Source organism: Chryseobacterium sp. NG-CE01, assembly GCF_055695505.1.
Window position 1 is genome coordinate 269329 of sequence record NZ_CM146369.1, and the last position, 20944, is coordinate 290272.

Annotated in this window: 17 protein-coding genes; all 17 read right to left on the minus strand. The window is 35.5% G+C overall.

Annotated features, from left to right (window positions below; translation table 11 throughout):
* Position 1 precedes the first annotated feature (1 nt).
* On the minus strand, positions 2–976 hold the full coding sequence (locus ACYT6F_RS01315) for an MraY family glycosyltransferase (RefSeq protein WP_472599536.1): 975 nt from the start codon (positions 974–976) through the stop codon (positions 2–4).
* Positions 977–1864: an NAD-dependent epimerase/dehydratase family protein gene (locus tag ACYT6F_RS01320; protein ID WP_472599537.1), complete on the minus strand. Its 888-nt coding sequence runs from the start codon at positions 1862–1864 to the stop codon at positions 977–979.
* Entirely contained in the window at positions 1861–3069 is a 1209-nt protein-coding gene (locus ACYT6F_RS01325; RefSeq protein ID WP_472599538.1) for a glycosyltransferase family 4 protein, read from the minus strand. The genes ACYT6F_RS01320 and ACYT6F_RS01325 overlap by 4 nt, the downstream gene beginning before the upstream one ends.
* Positions 3070–4203, minus strand: a complete 1134-nt coding sequence (wecB, locus tag ACYT6F_RS01330) for a non-hydrolyzing UDP-N-acetylglucosamine 2-epimerase (RefSeq protein WP_472599539.1) — start codon at positions 4201–4203, stop codon at positions 3070–3072.
* 207 nt (positions 4204–4410) lie between these two features.
* On the minus strand, positions 4411–5529 hold the full coding sequence (locus tag ACYT6F_RS01335) for a polysaccharide biosynthesis C-terminal domain-containing protein (protein ID WP_472599540.1): 1119 nt from the start codon (positions 5527–5529) through the stop codon (positions 4411–4413).
* Positions 5529–5954, minus strand: coding sequence for a WxcM-like domain-containing protein (locus ACYT6F_RS01340; RefSeq protein WP_472599541.1), 426 nt, complete (start codon positions 5952–5954; stop codon positions 5529–5531). The genes ACYT6F_RS01335 and ACYT6F_RS01340 overlap by 1 nt, the downstream gene beginning before the upstream one ends.
* Positions 5955–5964: 10 nt before the next feature.
* Entirely contained in the window at positions 5965–7002 is a 1038-nt protein-coding gene (locus ACYT6F_RS01345; RefSeq protein WP_472599542.1) for a polysaccharide biosynthesis protein, read from the minus strand.
* Entirely contained in the window at positions 6986–8131 is a 1146-nt protein-coding gene (locus ACYT6F_RS01350) for a glycosyltransferase family 4 protein (RefSeq protein ID WP_472599543.1), read from the minus strand. Before ACYT6F_RS01350 ends, ACYT6F_RS01345 begins: the two co-directional genes overlap by 17 nt.
* Positions 8132–8396: 265 nt before the next feature.
* Entirely contained in the window at positions 8397–9515 is a 1119-nt protein-coding gene (locus tag ACYT6F_RS01355; RefSeq protein WP_472599544.1) for a glycosyltransferase family protein, read from the minus strand.
* 54 nt (positions 9516–9569) lie between these two features.
* Positions 9570–10637, minus strand: a complete 1068-nt coding sequence (locus ACYT6F_RS01360; protein WP_472599545.1) for a hypothetical protein — start codon at positions 10635–10637, stop codon at positions 9570–9572.
* A 295-nt stretch (positions 10638–10932) separates the two neighbouring features.
* Entirely contained in the window at positions 10933–12084 is a 1152-nt protein-coding gene (wecB, locus tag ACYT6F_RS01365; protein WP_472599546.1) for a non-hydrolyzing UDP-N-acetylglucosamine 2-epimerase, read from the minus strand.
* 1 nt (position 12085) lies between these two features.
* Complete coding sequence (locus ACYT6F_RS01370) at positions 12086–13378, minus strand: oligosaccharide flippase family protein (protein WP_472599547.1); 1293 nt, start codon at positions 13376–13378, stop codon at positions 12086–12088.
* 84 nt (positions 13379–13462) lie between these two features.
* The gene (locus ACYT6F_RS01375) at positions 13463–15832 is read right to left on the minus strand and encodes a GumC family protein (protein WP_472599548.1); all 2370 of its coding nucleotides are present in this window, start codon (positions 15830–15832) and stop codon (positions 13463–13465) included.
* Between the two features lie 168 nt (positions 15833–16000).
* Positions 16001–16819, minus strand: a complete 819-nt coding sequence (locus tag ACYT6F_RS01380) for a polysaccharide biosynthesis/export family protein (RefSeq protein ID WP_472599549.1) — start codon at positions 16817–16819, stop codon at positions 16001–16003.
* 41 nt (positions 16820–16860) lie between these two features.
* On the minus strand, positions 16861–18789 hold the full coding sequence (locus ACYT6F_RS01385) for a polysaccharide biosynthesis protein (protein WP_472599550.1): 1929 nt from the start codon (positions 18787–18789) through the stop codon (positions 16861–16863).
* 324 nt (positions 18790–19113) lie between these two features.
* Positions 19114–19572: a regulatory protein RecX gene (locus tag ACYT6F_RS01390; RefSeq protein WP_472599551.1), complete on the minus strand. Its 459-nt coding sequence runs from the start codon at positions 19570–19572 to the stop codon at positions 19114–19116.
* A gap of 56 nt (positions 19573–19628) precedes the next feature.
* Complete coding sequence (gene glyA, locus ACYT6F_RS01395; protein WP_472599552.1) at positions 19629–20894, minus strand: serine hydroxymethyltransferase; 1266 nt, start codon at positions 20892–20894, stop codon at positions 19629–19631.
* Positions 20895–20944: the final 50 nt, after the last annotated feature.

Genomic DNA, 20944 nt, shown 5'->3' on the forward strand with positions numbered 1-20944 from the left:
ATTATTTATTTACAGATGATTGCAATTTTTTCAATCTTAATTTAAGGAAGAGGTAAACGCTGCCAAGCGGAATAAATATAATCAGAATAACAGCGTAAACCGGCAGTTTCGAGTGTATTAAAAATAGATTGATTACCAGTTGAGTTAAAGCGTAAATTGCACTTATTACCAGATGAGACATTCTTTTCTCATTGGCAAGAAGCTGATACAGATGCCTTCTGTGGGCCTCAAATATATTTTCTTTCAGCATTATTCTTTCTATAATTGTAAGAACAACTTCCATTCCGTACACTGAAAAGAGAAGTATATATTTATAATCCTGAGTCTTCATAATGAGTAAAGTGATCAGTGCAATTAGCCAGAATCCTATTCCCATACTTCCCACATCTCCGGCAAAGCATTTCGCTTTTTTCCTGAAATTGTAAAAGAGAAAAACCAAAGATGCCAATATTGCATACATGATAAAATTCTCCTCCGTAAAAGAGATGATATCACGATTGATGTAGAAAAGAGTCAACAATGTTATCAAAGTATAGGCTCCCGTCATACCATTAATGCCATCCATGAAATTGTAGGCATTGAGTGTTCCTATAATCATGATAAAAAAAGCAGGCCATACCCAAGCCGGCATTGCACTGAACGTTCCTGTAAAGTTCAGTAAAAGTGCTACCGACAGGAAGTGAACAGTAATTCTTATCTTCCCTGATAAGGTTCTGACATCATCAATAAAACTGACAAGACATATGGCCAATAATCCTAGCCCAAAAGACCAGTACATCTCCATTGTTTGTTTATAATTGAACATGCAAAAAATAATAAAGGCAATCGGAAAAATAATTCCGCCTCCTCTGAGGGTAATCTGCGAATGGGCACTGCGATGATTGGGCCTATCAATAATATTGTATTTATCTGCAATTTTAAAATATATTAAAATTGATATAAAAAGTAATATGGTAATTAGTATAAATTCCATCATTTAGATTTTTTTCAAGACATTTGTGGGTAAAAATCCTAACTCTTTTTTTATTTTTTCGTTTGAAAAGGTTAGAGCTTTAGTTATTTTATTTAGTTTTTGTGAGTTAATAGGCGCTTTACTTCCTAATATATCTCCGGCCAAAGCCATTAGTTTTGCCAAAAAAAAGGGAATGTTTTTGGGCATTTTTTTATTGAGAACAATTGAAAATCTTTCGGAAATCTCTTTAAAACTAGGGTTAGAATTGTCGCAGACATTGTAAATCCCTCCAGGATGAGCAAGTGACAAAAATGTAAGCTCGGCAAAATCTTCCACCCATATTAAACTTTTTTCAGCCTTTCCTCCTGCAATATTGAAGTATTTTCCGATTTTTATGGCCTTTATCATATCTCCCAAATTACCAGGCGGATTAGGTCCTGCGATTAGCGAAGGTCTGAAGATAAAAAGCCTGATATTATTTTTAAGGGACCAGTTTTCAAGGAATCTCTCGGCCTCAATCTTGCTTTTTGCATAAGGAGTATTCCCAGCCAAGGGGAATTCTTCGCTGATATTACTGCCGAATTCTGTACCATAAACCGCTACAGTACTGATAAATATAAAGATTTTTGGCAGATTACTTTCTAATGACCTGCAAAGATTTTTGGTTCCTTTAAGATTCACATCATAAAAATTTTTTTCTTCATCACGGTTTTTGGGAATACAGTGAGCCTTACCGGCAGCATGGAAAACAATATCAAAGTTTTCTTCTATTGCAGGGAATTGCTTTGAAATATCGTATACATAATCTGCATTCCGGGTTCCAAAAGTTTTTACCTCAAAAGCTTTCTCTCTCAGTACCGGAATCACATTTCTGCCTAAAAAACCGTTAGCTCCTGTAAATAATATTTTCACTGGATAATATAATAAAATTTATTCAAAATAATTTCTTCAGAAAAGTTTTCTTCCGCTGTTTTTCTTGCGTTCTTTTTCTTGCGTTCTAAATCTTCAGCTAATTTTTCGTCAAAAGTATTGAAAAATAGGATAAGTTCTTCTTTCTCGTTATGTCTAAAAGAATAACCAATTTCTTTTTCTTTGATGAGAAGATCTATCTCACTGTTTTCTTCACCAATATATAAAATTGGTTTGCCTGATGCAAGAATATTGTAGGCTTTGGACGGTACTCCAAGTCCGAACATTCCTTCAGCAAGGCTTACAAATGCGATATCGGTTTTATTCAGTACAGATAGCTGATCTTCCCTGGAATAACTTCCGTCAAAATACACATTTTTTAACTGATGGGTTCTTACATAATCAGTCATTGCATTTTTTACAGCTCCTTCACCTACGAAATAAAATGCCAGTTTTTCGTTACGAACATCCTTTATAATTTCCAAAAGCTCAAGAAGCCCCTGCACTCTGCCCATATTACCTGCATATTGAAATATGATCTTGTTGTTGAGCGGGGAAGCTTTTTCAAAATTTTTTTCCTTAGGAACAGGATAAATTCCATGAATATCTCCCCAGTTCTCAATAATGTAAATCTTAGAGGTTTTGGTGTGTTTTTTTATTTTATTTTCAATCACATTCTGCATATCTCTTCCCAGAACAATCAATTTATCAGCATTGGAATAGGCTTTATCAAAAATTCTCTTTATAAACTGATAACTTAACGAAGTAGGCTTTAAGATCCCTGCAGGCACCGTATTTTCGGGAAACACATCATGTACGAGAAGAATTAATTCAATATTCTTTATTTTTTTCAGTAGTGAAACCAATAAAACAAGCGGAGCCGGGTTGGTAACAATAAGGACTTTTTCTCCTTTTCTGACGTTTTTCAACAGGTAAAAAAACATTGACAGACTAAGGAAAGCAAATCGTAAGGTCCTGAAAAACAAACTGTTTTTATTTCCTGCGAACCCGTTAATTTTATGAACAGATACCTTAGAATTCAAGGTAAAATGTACCGTGGCTTTTACATTTTTGTCATAAACAGGTTGTCCGCAAACTACTTTTACGGAGTATTTTTCAGAAAGCCGGTTTGCAATCTTAGTAAGTATAAAAGAGGTTGAAGTTTGCTCCGGATAAAATAATTCGGTTGCAATCCAAAGATTATCCATTTACTTACTCCAAACTACTCTGTTAATATAATCGGTATAGCTTAGGATAATTCTTACCATCTTTTCGGAAACGTTGGGCATCGAATAATCTGCTACCATTCTGTAATTTCTTTCTCTGCCTGTTTGCTGCTGCTGAAGCTGGGCCAACCCCTGTAAGATTCTTTCCGGAGAAAGACCGACCATCATTACGGATGCCTCTTCCATAGCTTCCGGACGTTCATGAGCTTCCCTTATGTTCAGTGCCCTGAAATTAAGAATTGAAGATTCTTCAGAAATGGTTCCGGAATCTGATAAAACGGCATAACTTCTCATCTGCAATGCATTATAATCGTGAAATCCTAAAGGTTTTAAAAACTGAATTTCCGGTCTCACCTCAATGTTCATTTTATCAATCATATTCCTTGTTCTCGGATGGGTAGAAACAATGATCGGTAAACGAAATTTTTCAGCGATTTCATTAAGGCTATCTATTAATCCTCTGAAATTTTTCTCAGAATTGATATTTTCTTCTCTGTGAGAAGATACCACGAAATATTTACCCTCTTCAACATTAAGACGTTTAAGGACATCGGATTTTTCAATCTGCGGAAGATAATGATGTAAGACTTCAAACATCGGCGAACCTGTTTTGATGATCCTGTCTGCAGGAAGTCCTTCGCGTAAGAGATATTCTCTGGCAATATCCGAATAGGTTAAATTAATATCTGCTGTATGATCTACAATTTTCCTGTTGGTTTCCTCGGGAACTCTCTGGTCGAAACATCTGTTTCCTGCTTCCATATGAAAGATAGGAATTTGCCGCTTCTTTGCGGGAATTGCACAAAGACACGAGTTGGTGTCTCCCAATACCAGGAATGCGTCAGGTCTAAGCTCTTCCAAAAGAGGATCTATTTTAATAAGAATATTTCCCACGGTTTCTGTTGCTGTTTTTCCGGCAGCTTCCAGAAAATAATCCGGTTTACGAAGTCCCAGATCTTCAAAAAAGATCTGATTCAATTCATAATCGTAGTTTTGTCCGGTATGGACGATGATATGTTCAACAGCTTCAGAAGCATCCAAAGCTGACAATACTCTTGATAATCTGATGATTTCAGGCCGTGTCCCCACGACGGTTATTACTTTTAATTTTTTCATTATATTCGTGTATAATCCATAACAACTCAAAGCCTTTTATTAACTGTGCCGCTGCAAAGTTATAAATATAAAAGAATTGGTGATGTTACTAATATAGTACATTGCAACAATATCTTATTAATAACATCAAAAATAAAATAATCTCATAAAAATACCTATTGGAAACATTAGTTTAGATACCATATGTTTTTCGGTTTAATAACTTAACTATACTTCCAGAAAATAGGTATCTGCATCTTCAGGGTTAAAAGGCTCATTAATCCAGAAGATTGTATATAACTCTTCTTCTCCTATATTTTTAATATTGTGCGTATACCAGATCGGCATATCTACATACGCAGGTTCGGTTCCGTCGAGGTAAAAATCAAGAACTTCTTCGGTGTCTATTTTTCTCAGCTGTATCAGTGCTTTTCCTTTGATAACAGCAAATCTTTCTATTTTTCTTGTATGAAAATGATTTCCTCTCGTAATTCCCGGAACAGTTGTTGAAAATGAGCACTGCCCACCTATTCCGAGCCTTATGACTTCAACAAAAGCTCCTCTCGGATCGGTATGCTGCGTGAATTTTACAGGGTAATGATTTTTAATATCAAAATAGCAACGGAACGTATTGAAAAGGTTTAAATCAAAAGCAGTTTCCAAAACAGGGATTTCTCCATTTTCAAAATACAATTGTTTATAATTTTCTAATTTCTTCAGTACCTCAGAAACCTTATGTACAGAGGTGTGCGGAACTTCGTAGAAATTCAGATTTTTTTCTGCTTCAATTTGGCTAATGATCTCTTTTACAAGTTCTCCTACATAGATTAGTTTTACTTCTCCGTCGTTATCAATAACGGGGGTTTCTCCGTTTGTAAGTTTATAACAAAAAGTTGCAATAAAAGAATTGTAATTCGGCTTCCCGAATGGTCCGAATACATTTGGAATGACCATTCCCGTAAATTTTCCGCCTGATTTTTCTGCCCAGTCAGCCAGAAGTTCACGTCCTTCTTTTTTAGATTTTCCGTAAAGATTGTCTTTCTCTTCCTGAGAAGAGGATGAAAAGAGAATATGCGCTTTTGAATTTGTTTTTTCTAAGGATGCAATCAGTTTTTTTACCAGCTCAATATTGTTATTGTAAATAACTTGTGGATCCGGGTGCCTGTTCATGGCTGCAAGATGTATGATCACATCACACTGCGAGACAAACGCATCAAGTTTTTCTTCATTTTCAAAAAAATCTCTTGAGAAATGAACTCTTTCAAACTTATCTGGTGATAGACCAAGTGTATTGTACAGATGTGAACCGACAAAACCGTTCTGGCCGGTAATTCCAATTTTCTTCATTATTTTAAATTTTCGAAATAGTTAATGGAAAAACGATAATCATCAGTAATTTCGCCTAAAGAATAATCTGCCATTACCAATAGTCTCGATTTTTCATCCTTAGCCTGAATTGCGCTTGCATATCCTTTAGGAACATGCAGGATATCAAGATTTTCTGAATTTAATTCAAATTCTAGCACCGGTAAATTTTCCGACGGCTTCTGCCAATTGTCGATTTTGATCAGCCTGATTGTAAAGCTTCCTTGTGTTGCAGAAAACCATCTCTGCTCGATTTTATGTCCTGTCCAGCCTCTTATAAACTGAGTATCTTTATTTTCTATGTAATATATTCTTTTGATAAGAGATGCATTGAAATCATTGTTGAAGAAAAGGCTTCCTCTGTTATCTGCATGACTTTTCCCTTTGATAATTGTCGGTTGTTCCATATCAATTAATTTAATCCGGATATTGCATCATATTATCTTCTCCCAACACTTCTTTTCTTATAAGCGGCAGCTTCATCAGAAGGTTTTTCATTCCTTCCACGTCCTGCTGTTGGGTATTGTGAGAGTGATAGTCTTCAATTTTAGAAATATCTTCTGTTCCTTCTGAAAAATACTGAGCATAATTAAGATCTCTGTTGTCAGCAGGAATTCTGTAAAAGTTGCCCATATCTTCTGCCTTAATCATTTCTTCGCGGGTGCAGAGTGTTTCGTATAATTTTTCGCCGTGTCTGGTTCCGATAATTTTCACAGGATTATCACTCCTGAACAATTCTTTCAAAGCCTGCGCCAGATCTCCGATTGTTCCGGCCGGTGCTTTATTGACGAATAAATCGCCAGGATTTCCGTGTTCAAAAGCGAATAATACGAGATCTACTGCTTCTTCCAATGACATCAGGAATCTGGTCATATTGGGATCTGTAAGAGTTATAGGGTCTCCGTTTTTAATTTGCTTTACAAATAATGGGATAACGGATCCTCTGGAAGCCATTACATTGCCATATCTCGTAAGGCATACAACGGTATCTTCAAGATTTCTGGAAGCTGCAATGGCTACTTTTTCCATCATAGCTTTGGAAATACCCATTGCATTAATAGGATATGCTGCTTTATCAGTACTGAGGCAGATTACTTTTTTCACATGGTTCTGAATAGCTGCGTCAATGACATTCTGAGTTCCTTCTACATTGGTTTTTACGGCCTGCATAGGAAAGAATTCGCAAGATGGAACCTGCTTTAATGCGGCAGCATGAAAAACATAGTCTACTCCCCTCATCGCCGGTTCGATGCTTTTATAGTCTCGCACATCGCCAATATAAAACTTCAGTTTATCATTTTTAAACTGATTTCTCATATCATCCTGTTTCTTCTCATCACGGGAAAAAATACGGATTTCTTTAAAATGATCTGTGTTAATAAATTTTCTCAGAACAGCTGTACCGAAAGATCCTGTTCCGCCTGTAATCAGTAATATTTTATCTTGTATCTGCATTTTCTTGTATTTTTTTCATTAAATATGTAAAAGTTCTGTCGGAACAGTCTTCCCAAGTATAGCGTGATGCTTTATGAAATGTTTCTTCTGCATTTACTTTTCTTTTACCAGGATCCTGCAAATATTTTTTCAGGCATTCATAGATATTGTCGGTATCGGTAGCTTTAAAATAAAAAGCTGATTCTTTTAATATTTCAGGCATCGGTTGTTTTTCCGAACTTGCAACAGGTAACCCCGCAGTCATCGCTTCAATGAGAATAATCGGCATATTCTCGCAGGTTGAAGCAAATATAAACCCGTCGGCATTTTTGTATATGGTACTAAGCTCTTCGTAGGGTATTAAGCCTTTATAGGTGATTATTTTTTTATTATCTTCAGCAAGTACGGTATTGAGCTTTTGAAGAGCTTCATCGGTATATCCACCAACCAGATCTAATGTAATAAAATATCCGTCATTTCGCAATCTAAGAATTGCTTTGGCCACGTTCCACTGATGTTTATATTCTGTAACAATTGACACATATAAAAACCTGAATGGGGTATTCTCAGTGTAGAATTGTATTTCTTTCTGAACTTTGGGTTCATTGACAAAAGTTTTTTTAATTCCATGCGGAATTACCGTTGTTTTCCGTGATTCCAGATGTATTGAGTTGGTAATGTAGCTTTTAGCATAATCAGTTAGAAAGATGATTCCTTCTGACTTTTTAAATGTATAAGATTGAGTGATTTTCAGTAATTTAAATTTCAGTCTGCTGGTCCATTTAGGAAATCGGTTACGCTCTTCTTTTTCGAACGGGAGCATATTCTGGCTCATTGATATGATATGCCTGAAACTTCCCAGAAAAGTTCCGCCCGGCACAAAAAGAAGATCACATTTTCTCTTTCTTACATCTTTTGAAATGAATAACGATTGATATAAAAAGGATACAATAAATGATTGGTTCAGCCACTTGTTGTTTACCTTTAGGAGCCACGGAAAATCCGGCAGCTTATCAAGGGTCTTTTGACTACTCCATACAACAACTTTTTTAAAACCATGTTTCTCAGGATTTGCGTTAAGAAGAATTTCTTTCAAATGCGTCAAACCACCTCCTTCTCTAATATTCGAGGCATCAATTCCCAATATCATATAAAGACCTTATAGAGTTAGTTGTTTTACTTTTTTTTTCATTACTGCATTTTTAAAAAATATATTTTTGAAAAGCTGTCTGAATATGCATTTTCTTGGTTAAAAGCGATTTTTATTGATAAATTTAAGTTTCAACATTTTATTTTTCAAATATATTGATTCATTATGAAGAAAAAAAAATAATATTGTTCATAATTACATTAAATCTCCCAGTTTTCAATAATATGCATTCGCTGGTGAGAAGTATAAGCTTACTCTATTCAGATCAGATTTCACCGAACACCGATTTTATAATTGATTTATTATCTACAGTATTGAATAAGCTGTATGAGTTTTTTGAATAAGAATCAAAATTTTCATCGATAGATAAGAGAATCTGCGCTATTTCTAAGGTATTTTGTTCCGGGTTAAAAACTTTACCACAATTGAATTTTTGAAAAGGAGTATAGAGTCCCGGAATATTATTCCCTATCATTGGGACACCATATCCCGAATATTCAAAAATTTTATTGGGTGCACAAAATATTTGATTCAGTGATATGGGATCATACATCAGAATTCCTATTCTGGCCATAGATGTTACATATAAATGTTGTGGTGAAGGAATAAACGGGATATGTATAAGTTTTGGGCATATCTTTTTGTAACGGCCTAACATTCCAAAGTCTTTACCCATTAAGACCGGAGTGAAATCTGTCAATCCATTAGCTGCTTCGAGTACCGGCGACAGATCCCTATCCTCAGATATTCCTCCCTGATAGAGTATAATCTTCCCTGCGCGCTTTAACGATTGATAAAGTTCAGGGTGGTGCTGTTCTAAAAAATCTTCCGATTTATTCTTTTCCGGTAATTTATAAGGTTTATTAGGCAATACGACAGGATATTTTTCGGGCCTGAACCATACATTGAAAATCGCTGCTCTGCTGTCCTCACAAACAATAAGCCTTTGAGCATTTTTTATGTATTTTTTTAATACATATCTATAAAATGATGAGTGATCATACATCTCAAGAATATGCATAATGTAACTTATTTTGTTGTGAATTTTACTAAAAAGCAACGGTGCGAGACTGTCTGCATTTACAAACCAGATAATGCTGTCGCTGTTTTCGGGTAAAGCCAGCTCTTTCAGAACTTCTTTTCTATATTTGAACCATGCTTTCAGCTTTTCTGTAACTGATCTTTTCTTAAGACTTGCAAAAGAAGCCAATCCTAAATCGTTATATTCGATACCTCTTTTCTCTAGTTCTTTTTTCCAATAATCATTAACTCCCAATGTAATCAGTCTTACCGAGAGGCCCAAATCGTTCATATGCTGAATCGCCATCTGTGTAGGTGGCTCAAGCTCTATCGTATTTTTATGGATTACAAGAATTTTTTTCATACCTTATTGTATCGTTATTCATATCTTTTAGTTTTATTGTTATAATCTGAACCATCACCTTATTTTATATTTATATTCTACGAAAGGCTGGATTATCATTAATAAGACAATGAAAAAAAGTATGGGATAAAAACCTTGCGTAATTCCGGAAAGAATATCTCCTCTTACGGTAAGAAGGGAAGCAAGAAAGCACAGTAAGGCTATCAGCAGGGACACATAATTATCAGACAACAGAAAAGTATAAACTACTTTTGTAAGTAATCCTGCGTACATACCCATAAGAAAAGAATATAATATCAACCCTAAAATTCCTTCATTGGCCCATCCTTCGCCTGCAATACCGGCTGCATTAGACCATTTATATTCTGCAAGGTGTTCGTAATCAAAATTCTGTCCGCCAAACTTAACCTCTGTCACTACAACACCAAAACCAACAGGTTTGGATTGCCATAGGCTTCGAGGAATAGGATTAAAGAGTACTGCTTTCAATGTGTAGTCGAGCGGCAAGAAATTAACTTTTGTTCCAAAAGTTTCTATACAGGTGTTATGGTCGGTTAATAACAAATCTCCTTCTACAGAGCTGTATTCTTTCTGGGATTGTGAAAAATCCATTTCAGAAATTGTTTTCTGTAGCATCTCAAGATTATCTGTCTCTTTATTACGAATAGACGACAAAGCTAAGAATGATAAGAGGACAATAATTGCAGGAAAAAGAAGTTTAATATTAAGAAGGAGAGTTTTAATATTCAATTTATTTTCTTTGATTTTAACAATTATATTGGCGAGAACAATAATAATCAACAAAGATATAATGGCTCCTCTCGTTCCACGGGGGAAGGCTGCTAAAGCTAAAGCGAAAAAGCTTAGGTTAAGATACAATGAAGTTGTCTTAAACCTTGCACTGTTGTAGCTTAAAACAAATATAATAAGAGAAGAAAGGGAATATAAAGAGAAAAGAAGAATGGTAAGAAATGTTGGCACATCTTCTTTTTCAGGAACTCTATAGTAAAATCTTGTCACCGCTTTGTCAAAAGAACCGTAAAGCCATGTATTAAAAGAAAAATCTAAAATAACGTACAACAAAATAACTAAAAAAAGATACATCTGCTGCTTTGTCTTCAAAGGTTTTATATCAAACTTATGAAATGCCGCATTTTTATTATTTATAAAATTAATTACTCTTTTATGCCTCATCCTACTGCTTAAATAAGCCGTGGAAATAAAAATGAGAAATGACAGCAATAACAGCAGCTCTGATTTTTCGCTAAGTTCCACCTCTTTTTTTATTCCGAAAAAAAATAGGAATATGATAATTATATATAACAAAGGATCAATAATTGACCGATATCCTTTATTTATGACTAGTGCCAATAAAAATAATATTGCAATGAAACCCGCAAACGTCATTGTTAATCTTTTAATTTTTTGATAAGAAATCCAATATTTTCTCACTGGAAGTACCGTCCCCATACGGATTATTCGCCTTAGACATTGCATTGTAATGTTCTCTGTCGTCTAATAGTAATGATACACCATCTACTATTTTATGATATTGTGTTCCCACTAATCTGACTGTTCCCGCTTCCAAAGCTTCCGGCCTTTCTGTATTGTCCCTCATTACGAGAACAGGTTTTCCGAGGCCTGGTGCTTCTTCCTGTATTCCTCCGCTATCGGTTAGCACCAGATAACTCTTTTTCATTAAAAAAATAAAGGGAAGATAATCTAAAGGTTCAATAAAAAAAATGTTATCGGGTTTTTCATCGCCAAAAATATCGTTAATCGGTTTTCGAACATTTGGATTCAAATGCATTGGATAAACAAAATCCACTGATGGATATGAAACAGCAAGATCCTTCAGAGCTTTGCATATATTAATAAAACCGTCTCCAAAATTCTCACGTCGGTGTCCTGTAATTAAAACTAATTTTTTATTATTTTCAAGACGCAAATAATTATAGCCGAATTCCGATAATGTATTTGTGATCTCCGCTGATAATTGTTGGTTATTTTCTATCTTTTCAGTCACCCATTGCAGAGCATCTATTACTGTATTTCCGGTTACAACAATATTTTCATCGGGTACATTCTCTTTAAGCAGATTCTGCCTGCTTCGCTGGGTAGGCGCACAATGATAAGCAGCAATCCGTCCCGTAAGCTGTCTGTTGATCTCTTCGGGCCATGGGCTGTAAATATCATAAGTTCTCAACCCTGCTTCAATATGAGCAACGGGTATTTTTTGATAAAATGCTGCCATCGCTACAGCCATCGAAGTCGTAGTATCTCCGTGTACCAAAACAATATCAGGATTAAGACTTCGCAAAACATCCTTCATCTGAACCAGAACCGCTGAAGTTACATCATATAGATCCTGTCCTTCCCTCATAATATTAAGATCAAAATTGGGTATTATTTCAAATAATCTTAAAACCTGATCAAGCATCTCTCTGTGCTGGGCAGTAACACAGACTGAAGTTTCAAAAATATCGGGATGCTGTCGGAATTTAATTACCAACGGTGCCATTTTTATTGCTTCCGGACGGGTACCAAATACTATAAGAACTTTTTTCATATTAAATTATAATTTTAAAGGTGATAAACCCTTGTAAAATTGAATGTAAGAGATAGCTCAGCAAAAATGCATAACTCAGCCCCAAAGCCCCTAAATGCATGTATCCTACAAAAATATAACTTATTGTAAGAAAACTTATTCCCCATAACAAATTCACTCCAAAACCCAACCACATTTTCGCTTTACTGGCGATCACCTGACCTAGCACGTTATTAACAGTCTGCAGGATAGCAGCTGCTACAAGAATTCTCAAAGGCAGATAACTGGTAAACGTATGTCCGTACAACTTCAATATGAATGGAGCCAAAAGTATAATAACCCCTGCAATAGCTGTTACTATTACACAATTCACAAGAAGATTAAGTTTCAGCAGTTTATTATATTGTTTTTCAGAGCCTTCTGATAAAGTGTTTGACAACATCGGTAATATTATCGCACCTATGGAACCGGGAATAAACAATACCATCATATACCATTGTTCAGAGACATCAAAAACGGCCATTTCTCCGAAACCGTTGGTACGCACCAATAATGCTTTACCGAGCCATATAACAGGCAGCGCAACAATAGTTGACAACATTGCAGGAAGAGAAAATTTCGTGAAAATAGATCGTATTTCCGGAGTAAAAAATTTAGTATTTCTGAATGTAGATCCAAAATTTTTATTTATAGAAATCTGATTAAGCACGACAAAGCAAAACGCAGAAATCCCCAACGCAATTATAACTCCATCAGATTTCCAATAATATGCACCTATTACCAGTAGAAAAAACTGTACAATACCATACACCAAATTATTAATTCCTAATTTTTTAAAATCTTCAAAACCTGTGAGTGTTCCGCTTTGCGCACTGGCAACCGTACTAAAAAATAAAGCAAGAATCATTAATTTAAGAGAAAATGATAAATCATTGGTTCCAAAAGATGACTGGGAGATTTGCTGATTGAAAATGAACACAATCCCTGAAATAAGTAATCCAAAAATCAAGGCGACCTGATTGGAAGCTCTATGAATCTGATATGCCTTTTCGCGGTTACTATTTCTGAAATAGGCAACATACCTTGCTGCAGTAAGCCCCATTCCAGCACTTGAAAATACCATAAACATTGTGATCGTGGAGCGCAAAACACCTATTTTACCATACTCTTCTTTACCAATAATCCTGGCCACAATTATAAAAGCAACCAACATAAGCAATTTTCCTGATATTGTTCCTATTAAAGACCAGGAAGCACTTTTAATTAATCTCTGGATATGTGGTAAAACTATTATACTTTTAATTTTATTCTTCAATGTGTCCTAATTTGGTTATGAGAAGAGTATTTCGACGGCTTCAGATTTATGTCATGAATTAAAATGATGTTCTTAATGTTGCTGTTATAACCTAAATGTATCTTTTAATTTGTCGAACCATGTTTTTTCTTCGACTCCGTATCCATAACCGTATTTATTGCCATATCCAAAGAAATCTCTGTCGACATCATTAAGCACAAAACCTACATTTTTAAGTTTTCCGCTTTCAATATTACTATTGGCAAAATCAATAAGTGTTTTCTCTGTATACTGAGAACGTGTGACATATAATGTTGCATCGGCCATTTCAGCAAACAGGAAAGTATCTGTTACAAGCATTAACGGAGCTGTATCCAGAATTATGTAATCATATGAAGTCTTCAATTGTTCAAGCAGAATTTCGTAACGTCCACTGGTGAGCAATTCCGTAGGATTTGGCGGGATCCCTCCTGAATAAATAACGTCCAAGTTACGATTGAAGGTAGATACATGGACGATATCCTGTAATTGTATATTTTTATCATACAGAAATTCGGTAAGACCAATAAGGCCTTTTCGTGCAGGATTATATCTTTGCAGCTGAGGATTCCTGATATCTGATCCTATAATAATTACTTTTTTATTGGGCGTTGCCATCGTCAGCGCCAGATTAACAGAAACAAAGGTTTTTCCTTCTCCTTTAATCGTGGAAGTTACAAATACTACTTTTGCCTGCTTTTTAGGCAGCATATAATTCATATTTGTTATTAATATTCTGAATGCTTCTGCCATTGAAGACAGATCGTTCATCTGTATAAGTTCTGGCTGTCCTTTTACAAGCCTTGGAATTTCGCCGATAATTGGTCTGTCTGTTGCCAGATTTTCAAGATCATGTTTTGTTTTAATCTTATTATTGAATAATTCTTTAAGATAAATAATGACAAAAGGTACAAGAAATCCGCAAACTAGAGCAACCAGTAAATACATTGTTTTTTTAGGAGCTACCGGATTTGGAGATGCATATGCATAATCAACAATTCTTGCCTTATCCGCAGTTACCGCTAAGGAAATTGCAGTTTCTTCTCTTTTCTGAAGCAATAACAAATAAAGGCTTTCTTTAATTTGCTGTTGTCTTTCAATATCTCTGAATAACCTCTCCTGGCTTGGGATCTTCATTATTCTTGAAGATACATTATTCTGCTCTGCCAGATATTGATTTTTCGCAAACTGTAACCCACTTCTGCTTTTATTCAAACTTTCAATCACTGAAGAACGCATTGCGGAGATTTGGTTATTAAGATCAATCACCAAAGGGTTTTGAGGCGTAGCATTTTCAAGCAATCGGTTACGTTCTATAACAAGCTGATTATAAGCAGCAATGGTATTGGTAGCATCTGTATTCTGCAGCCCCACGTTTGTAGGGAGCACCTGGCCGTTACCCTGTTTAGACATAAACCCTAATAATGCATTGGTAAGATCGAGCTGAGAATCTACCTCGATTTGTTTTGCACGCGCTTCTGCTGAGCTTTCCAACCCTATTTTTGCCTCTGTGGTAAGATCCGTTATATGATTAGAACTTTTAAAACGTTCTTTTCTGTTTTCTACTTCTCCCAGGTCATTGGCAATAATATTTATTCTTTCGTCAATAAAATCGCGTGTTATCTCAGATTCTGAATTTTTATCTTTAATAGCTTCATTGTTATAAATCTTTACAAGATGATTGAGAATATCTTTGGCCTTATCTGTGTTTTCATAATTCATGGACAGACCTATAACAGTTGCATCTTTGTTCACTAAACTTACATTCAATATTTTCTCCAAGCTGTTGGCGACCCCTTCATTGGTAGAATAAGTAAAGCTGAAATCTTCAAGACTGCCTGCTTTTAAGGCATTAAAATCCTTATTTTTTATGATGATAATATTGGCATAAGGAAGATTCACTGTTTTTCCATATGAAGTAACAATATCTTTAGGTAGCTCCTCTGAGCTTAATGTAATTGTATTTTGTGACAACTTTACATGCACAGGTTTTTGAGGCTGTTTTGTAAACGGTTTTTCGTTAACCACTTTAATCTCAAACGGCGAGGTATCGGCATATAGTTCTTTAGTAACTACTCCTTGTTTTGCAAAAACCGATGTCTGGAGATGAAGAGTTGTTACAACATCCTGAATCAGTTTTTTAGATCTGAAAATTTCAACTTCATTCTGAATACTATTTGTACCCATACCTCCGAATCCTGATAAATCCTGTAAAACAGAGAAATCTCCTCCTACAGATGGTGTGTTTTTTGCATCTTTGATAAGAACAGAAGATTTAACATTGTAAATGGGAGTAAGAAATTTTAAATATATGTAGGTAAGAGACAAAGAAATAATAGGAATAATTACAAACCACACCCAATTTTTAAGATACGGTTTAATAAACTCACTTAGATTTATTTCTTTAACAGATTCGTCTTTTGCTGAATTACTCATTTAAAATAATATTGTATTACAATAGTTTTGCTATAATCAGGTGTTTGCATAGACGCTCCTCTATTTAACATGATGGTTATTGAAAACTATTTTATTTTAATCTTTAAATTTTAAGGTTATTTTTGCTGATGGTTTAATTTACCGATTCGGCAGATCACAATATTGTAACTATTTTTTAATAAGGCTTACTACTACTGCTACAGCTGTAATAGCAATTGATGCTGCCGTTAAATAAAGTCCTGTATTAGGATTCTGTTTTGCCTGAAGATCTTTTGTATTATTAGCAGGTACAATAATGGCATCCCCCTGTTTCAAATAATAATAAGGCGAATTGATAAGATCAGCGTCCTGTAAATTTACTTTCCCATGAATTACCTGACCATTCTCTGTTCTTATCACCAGTACATCCTCTCTTTTTCCGTACATTGTAAGGTCTCCTGCCATACCTAAGGCATTAAGAATGGTACCCTGACCGTTTGAGATGGTATAGTCTCCCTGTCTGTTTACTTCCCCTAAAACGGTTACTTTAAAATTAGCTAATCTTATATTTATAGTTGGGTTAATCACATATTTCTTCATTTTTTCCCTCAACTCTTCCTTCAGTTCCACTAATGATTTTCCTTCTGTATTGATAATGCCTAAAATCGGGAAATCAATATTATTGTTTGTGTCTACGATGTAAGTAGGTCCTGAGATGGTAGTTATACCCTGATTGGGTGTATTTCCGCCCGCTAACGAATTAGTTTGTACAAGTTCTGATGAAGAGTAGTTTTGATTGAACGGCTTTACAACATCCATATCCTTTGCTGTAATAAGAATAACAAGCTGATCTCCTTTCTGAATAGTATTAGCAGAGTTTTTGGCAGAAGATTCAATTGCGACTTTTTCAATATTCTGCAAATAATTAAGATCATTTTTAGCATTGGGATTAGTTTTACAGGAAACTATTACAAATGCTGATAGTATTACCAATATTTTACCTTTCATCGTTTTTTTAAAATTGTACAAATATATACATTTAAATTATTCTATTTATCCAATACTTCATATATTGAATTATTACTCCTGAATTCGGGAACAATAATCTTAAGAAGTTTTACAACTTCCACTTTATCCCTTCTTAAAGAAGCTTTGGTAATAGAATTTACTAGTGTTTCGATTTCCAGAAATTCCATAGTAGGGTCTTTGGAAATCATAATTTTTTCGTTGTGGGTTGGTAATGTTTTCGCATCGTCGCTCAGCAGTTCCTCATAGAGTTTCTCGCCCGGTCTTAATCCTGTATAAATAATTTTAATATCAATATTCGGTTCGAATCCTGACAGTTTAATCATTCTTCTGGCGAGATCCAATATTTTCACAGGCTCTCCCATGTCAAAAACAAATATCTCTCCTCCCTGGCCCATGGTTCCTGCCTGTAAAACCAGTTCGCAGGCTTCGGGAATCGTCATGAAATATCTTACAATATCCGGATGGGTAATGGTTACAGGCCCTCCAGCCTCAATCTGTCTTTTAAAATGGGGAATTACTGACCCGTTTGAGCCCAACACATTTCCGAATCGTGTCGTAATAAATTTGGTCGTGTTGCCTTCTACATTCTGCAATGACTGCACAAACAGCTCTGCCGCCCTTTTTGATGCCCCCATTACATTGGTTGGGTTCACCGCTTTATCCGTAGAAATCATCACAAATCTGTTCACATGATATTTGCTGGACAGTGTTGCGATAATTTTTGATCCCAGTACGTTGACCAGAATTCCTTCATGAGGATTCTCTTCGACCAGAGGAACATGCTTATATGCCGCTGCGTGATACACCATGGAAAAATTATAGGTCTGAAACAATGGTTCTATTCTATGTTTATTCGAAACATCAGCCAATACGAACTTGAATCTGATATGAGGAAATTTTTCTTTCATTTCCAGCTCAATATCATACAATGGTGTTTCAGCCTGATCCAGTACAACGATGAGTGAAGGATTGAACTGTGCCACCTGCCTTACAATTTCGCTTCCTATTGATCCTGCCCCCCCGGTTACCAGTATATTTTTGTTGAAATGTCTTTTTTTGATCTCTTCATTTTCAATCTTGATGGGTTTTCTGTTCAGGAGATCCTCAATCTGAAGATTACGGATAGAGCCTGCAAAATCACTATCCCGGAGTTTCTGTACCGAAGGCGCTTTGAATATGTTCAGGTCTTTTTCAAGAAATAAGTTCACCCAGGAATTCATCTCATCTTTAGACATCATTTCTTTTATAATGATAACACCGTCGATAAGGAGTTCCTCTTTGGGATTTTCTTCTATCTTTTCTTTAGATAAAATAGGTTTGCCCAACAGGTAAGCTCTCCTGGAATCCGTACGTTGGGTAAGAAATCCTACAACGTGGTACGGAAGACTTGGGTTGTCCAGAATAGCACGTGCAATAGCTATAGACTGCTCATCGATCCCCAATACAAGAATTCTCTTTTTCAGAGTGCTTCTTCTGTACTCTCTCACAATATGGAAAAACTCTTTCACATAAAGCCTGAACAGAAAAAGCCCCATAAAGGAAATAATGAAGTACAGTATCAGGAACGGATTAAGAATAAAACCTTTATTGGTAACCCATCCACAGACAATATTTGCTGCTCCTACCAGAAACAGCGTACAGAAACACGAGATCAGCAGTTTGAAGAGATCTATAAAGGTAGAATGTCTGATGATGCCTGCATACGTTTTAAAAATGTACATAAAAATGACATTCGAAAATATAATCCCTGCAAATACCACAATCTTATCCTTATGATAGATAAATTCAGACTGCGTAATTTTTTCTATGATATAGGTAGATAAAAACAGTGATATCACCAGTATGATAATATCGATTACTAGAATTATCCACCTTGGCAGATATCTTACATCCGAGAGATTGACAACATTATCCCCTCCGAACATTTTCTTTCTAAAAGAGTTGTACATTGTCTTTAATAATATTCATGTGTGTAAAAAAGTATAACCGAACCTTCATATTCGAAAGTATTGATGCAAATTTAAAATAAAATTTCATCTATTGTCAGTATTTAAAAATTAAATTTAATTCAGAAATAATATTGTATCCGAAAATCTCCAAGTAATGGGATATTTCGTAATTGAAGAAACAACTGGGGCAAAAAACATACCACATCCATCAACTTTATGTAATCGTTTCACCAATTCTTGAAATGTACTGCGAATCAATACATTTTTTTTAATTTAAATTATTAGTCATTAGTTTTTATTATAAATCTTATTATCGTGTTTATTTTATTCAAAAATATCATTTATTTTCTCATATTCAAATCCGCGGCTCATTAAATATTTTATTGTTTTGGATTTGCGCTGGTATTCTTTAAGCCCTTTTTGTTTTGAATAATAATCCTGATAAATCTTACTGATGGTTTTGCTATAATCATTCTCATCAATTTCATTAAAGCATGCATTGATTAATTTTTCCGGCACCTGCTTCTGCTTAAGATGAATTTTAATTTTTGTCTTCCCCCAGTGTTTAATGTAGAACTTTCCTCTGATGTAGCTGCGGGTAAACCTTTCTTCATTTAAATAATTTTCCTGAAGAAGATAAAGCATAATTTCTTCTTTTGCTTCATCAATCAGGAGAAATTCTTTCATTTTTTGTTCAACCTCATAATGACAGCGGTCCTGGTATACACAATAGTTTACCAGTTTCTGTTTTATCTCTTCGAAGGTGAACGACTTCTTTTCCATACTGCATAAAAAAGAATGAGCAGATGCCCATTCTTTATCGTTAAGTTTGATATTAATTAATAGTTAAATAAAGCTTTGCCTTCCATTAATTCATTTACTTTTTTTCTTACCGATGTAAGTACTTCTTCGTTTTTAATATTGTCTACCACTTCAGAAATTAGTTCTGCAATTGTATCCATATCATTTTCTTTTAAACCTCTTGTTGTGATAGCTGCGGTTCCCAATCTGATTCCGGAAGTGGTAAATGGTGATTTATCGTCAAAAGGAACCATGTTTTTGTTGCACGTAATATCAGCAAGAACAAGTGCTTTTTCAGTTTCTTTACCGTTTACACCTTTGTTTCTGAGGTCTACGAGCATCAGGTGGTTATCCGTTCCTCCGCTTACGATATCAAAACCTCTGTCAACCATTGCTTTTGCAAGAGCCTGCGCATTAGATTTAACCTGTTTTGCATATGTTTCAAACTGCGTATCCAAAGCTTCCCCGAAAGCAACCGCTTTTCCAGCAATCACATGCTCCAGCGGACCTCCCTGGATACCAGGGAAAACGGCACCGTCCAGAACCTGGCTCATCATTTTAGTTTCGCCTTTCGGAGTTTTGTGGCCGTATGTATTTTCGAAATCTTTTCCCATCATAATCATCCCCCCTCTCGGACCTCTTAATGTTTTATGGGTCGTTGTAGTCACCACATGGCAATGCTCAAACGGTGAATTCAACAATCCTTTTGCCACCAAACCGGCCGGATGTGCAATATCTGCCCAGAGAGTAGCTCCGATCTCATCTGCCACTTCTCTGAATTTTGCATAATCCAAATCTCTTGAATAAGCAGAGAAACCTGCGATAAGCATTTTCGGCTTTTCTCTTAAAGCCACCTCTCTCATCTGATCATAGTCGATGAGACCCGTTTCCTGCTGTACACCGTAAGAAACGACATCATACTGAATTCCTGAAAAATTAACCGAAGAACCATGCGTAAGGTGTCCTCCCATAGAAAGATCCATACCCATAATTTTGTCGCCCGGTTTCAAAATTGCAAGATAAATGGCGGCATTCGCCTGAGAGCCTGAATGTGGCTGAACGTTTACATAATCGACCCCGAAAAGCTGTTTTGCTCTCTCAATCGCCAATGTTTCGACCTCATCTACTACTTCACATCCTCCGTAATATCTTTTTCCGGGATATCCTTCAGCATATTTGTTGGTAAGCACGCTTCCCATGGCTTTCATTACATTATCAGAAACAAAGTTCTCTGATGCAATCATTTCAATTCCATGAGTTTGTCTTTGTCTTTCTTTTTCAATCAGGTCGAAAATAATATCCATTTTACTTTTAGTTTTTGAAATTTTTCACCCCAAAAGTACGAAATTTCTGC